The 3,655-nt window shown below is 66.1% G+C and carries 1 protein-coding gene; it reads left to right on the top strand.

The window, feature by feature from the left end:
* Positions 1-505: 505 nt before the first annotated feature.
* A complete protein-coding gene (locus PMI01_RS23540) occupies positions 506-3,466 on the top strand; it encodes a TonB-dependent receptor (protein WP_007675320.1) in 2,961 nt (986 codons plus the stop codon).
* The last annotated feature ends 189 nt before the right edge of the window (positions 3,467-3,655 follow it).

Genomic DNA, 3,655 nt, shown 5'->3' on the forward strand with positions numbered 1-3,655 from the left:
CGATGACCTTGGCGTCGGTGATACGCGGCATGGACTTTCCAATACTTGAAGTTGTGGCCGTGGCGAACAGTCGCGGCCGGCGCGGGCTTGAACCGTCGCCAGGACCGCCAATCCGTCGCCGAACCCCGTGTTTTCGCCCTCTGGCGAGCGAGCGGACCGCGCGCTGTTTTGCATCCCTTAGTGGTATGACCAGTTAGGGAGTGGGGTCTGTCTCTGTCAACAACGAATGTCGATGGCGGCATGCATGAGGCGTCCATCATCCCGCCGACCCGGCGGGTGGCTGGCCAGAATCAGCTCGAAACTCGATAAATCGACGGCCCGAGCGCGCCAGGGTCCGCGCCTTTGTGGCGACGCTTGCCACATTCTGGACTGACCAAATCTAGATGGCATCGCCATTCGGTCAGGTCAAAATGCGCCACATTCTCGATATTGGTTTGACCAATTTACCGAGCGTCGATATCAAACCCTCCTAGCCGTCGATCCACAGAACGGCAGGGAGGGAAAAATGATCATCACCCAGCGCTCGATCCTATTCGCCGCCGCCAGCGCCGCGGCGCTTCTGGTCTGCACGGGGGCGCCCAGCCTGGCGCTGGCCCAGGCCGCGCCGCCGTCGGCCGCCGACGCCGTGGTCGACGAAGTGGTGGTAACCGGTTTCCGGGCGGCCTACGCCAACGCCATCCAGTCCAAGCGCGACAGCCTCGAGATCATCGACGGCATTTCCTCGGACGGCCTGGGGCGCTTTCCGGACCTGAACGTCGGCGAAGCCATCCAGCGGATCCCCGGCGTGCAGATCAACCGCGAGGCCGGCGGCCGTGACGCGACCATCAACCTGCGCGGCCTGCCCGGCACCTTCGCCCTGACGACGATCAACGGGCAATCGTTCGCCGCCCCGATCCTGAACGGCTCGGCCCCGCTCGGCGCGTTCAATTCCGACATCTTCACCGCCGTGCGCGTGCTGAAGACCCAGACGGCCGGCGAGCAGCCCGGCGGCCTGAGCGGCAACATCGACCTGCGCATCATCCCGGCCCTGGAGCGCAAGGACGGCGGCTCGATCTCGATCGGCAACGAGTACGACACCCTGGGCAAGCTGAACTCGCCCAACGGCAGCCTGTCCTACAGCAAGCACCTGACCGACGACTTCGCGATGTTCGGCGTCGTGGCCTACAAGAAGGAGCGTTTCCGCCGGGATTCCGTGCAGGTCCAGGACTACGACACGCTGGTCGCCGCCAACCTCGGCATGACCCAGGCGCAGTTCGACGCCGCCTATCCGGTCGCGACCTACCCCAACGGCGTCAGGTTCCCCGGCCAGGTCCGCCAGGCGGTCAAGGACAATTCAGGCCGCACCTACAGCGCCGCGGGCGGCGCCGAATGGCAGGTCAACCAGCAGCTCAAGGTCGGCCTGAGCGGCTATTTCAGCGACCGGAACCTGAAGTCGTCGAACCAGTACCTGCAGTATGTCGACCCGACGGCGTCGTCGCGGCTGAGCAATCTGGGCCCGATCTTCTTCATCGACGAGCCCAACGCCCAGGGCGTGATGCAGCACAACGCCTACTTCAATTCCTACGACTACTCGAACGCCTCGATCACCGACTCCCTGCGCTCGGAGCCCAGCATCCAGAAGGCGCGGGGCCTGACGGCCGACGTCGACTGGCAGAACGACGACTGGCGCCTGAACGCCTCGGCGCGGACCTCCCGGGCCGACCGCCGTTCGGACCAGCTGGAGATCGACATCGTCCAGGCGGCCCGCACCGGCGCGGCCACCAACGGCACCTCGGGCCACTATTTCTCGGGCGGCGAAAAGCTGGCCGACTCGACCCTGACCCTGATCACCCCGACCCCCAGCCACATCAATCCCGGCCCCTACGACCAGCGCGTCGGGACCTCGGTCACCCAGGCCCGCAACAATAACAACGACCGCTTCGGCGTCACCGGCACCAACGGCCGAGCCCTGACCTATGTCGACTCGATCCAGACCTCGGCCGAGCGGATGTTCAAGGACGGGTTCCTGAAATCGGTGAAGGCTGGCCTGCGCTACGAGACCAACAGCTTCAACTCGTCGGGCACCCGCAACACCGCCCAGGGCATCAATTTCGCGGCCATCACCCCGGCCCTGTCGATCGAGAACCCCTACGTCTCGACCTTCGGCGGCGGCTACATCAAGGGCTTCAACCCCAACTGGGTCGCGGTCGACATCCCCAGCGTCCTGGCCGCCGTCACCCCGGTGACGCTGCAGCCCGGCCAGACCCTGACCCAGTACGGCCTGGTCAACAACGACGCCGACCCGGGCTTCTCGTCCTACAACTTCTCGGTCGACAACAAGATCTCGTCGGCCTTCGCGCTGGCCCTGTTCGAGACCGAGGTCCGGGGCGTCCGCATCCGCGGCAACGCCGGCGTGCGCTACGAGCACACCGAGGAAAAGGTCGCCTCGGTCGACACCAGCAACAAGACCGTCAACGTGCTCAACGGGGCCGGCGCGGTCATCGGCACCCGGGTGGTCACCACCCGCACGCCGCGATCGTTCGAGCAGAGCTACGGCAACTGGCTGCCGTCGGCCGTGGTCCGGGCCGACCTGACCGACAAGATCACCGTGCGCGCGGCGGTCTACGACACCTATGTCCGCCCGCAACCGCGCGACATCACGCCGGCCACCGTGGTTACCGATCCGCCGGACGGCGCGGCCGTGCCGACCTATAACGTCGTCCTGGGCAGCGCGAGCCTGAAGCCCTACACGGCCCGGTCCTACGACTTCGCGCTGGAATGGTACAATCGTCCCAACGGTCTGGTGTCGCTGACGGTCTATCGCAAGGACGTCAAGGGCATCGTCGGCCCGATCCGCGACGTCAGCCGGCTGTGCCCGGCCGACGCCACCAGCCTGGGGCTCGGCCACCTGACCGTCGTCGGGACCAACTGCTTCAGCGACATCCAGGTCAATATCGGCACGCCGGCCGCGCCGATCCTGACGCCGGCCCGGGTGGTGATCAGCGGCAACGAGAACCAGCAGCCCGTCACCGTCAACGGCGTCGAGTTCAACATCCAGCAGAACCTGGACTTCCTGCCCGCGCCCTTCGACGGCCTGGGCGGCGCGTTCAACTACGCCCGCACCACCCTGGACGGCACCAACAGCAACGGCACGCCGGTCACCCTGCCGGGGGTCTCGAAGAACAACTACAACTTCATCGCCTATTACGAGACCACGCGGTTCGGCGTTCGCGCGGTCTACAACTATCGTGACGACTACGACCTGGCGGCCGGCGGCACCTTCAACGGCGCGGCCCGCTCGGTGAAGGCGCGCGGGCAGCTGGACATGTCGGCCAGCGTCAACCTGCCTCATGACTTCAAGCTCTCGCTCGACGCGTTCAACCTGACCAACGCGGTGCGCGAGGAATACGAGAACGACTACGCCAAGCCGCGCCGGCTGGACGTCGACGGCCGCGCCTATCAGCTGACCTTGAGCGCGCGGTTCTAGGGCAACCCGATGGCGGCGCGGTTCGACCGCGCCGCCATCGGCCGTTAAGGACGCCTACGGGTTGTTGACAGTTCGCTGGCCCAGGCTCCGCGAGCGCGTCTTCAACTCAAAAATTCCGTCATCACCCGCTTTATGCGGGTGACCCAAGCGACGCTGGACGTGGTGTCGGACTCCGCTTGGGTCCCCCGA

Origin of the sequence: Caulobacter sp. AP07 (assembly GCF_000281955.1) — a bacterium.
Lineage (GTDB): Bacteria > Pseudomonadota > Alphaproteobacteria > Caulobacterales > Caulobacteraceae > Caulobacter.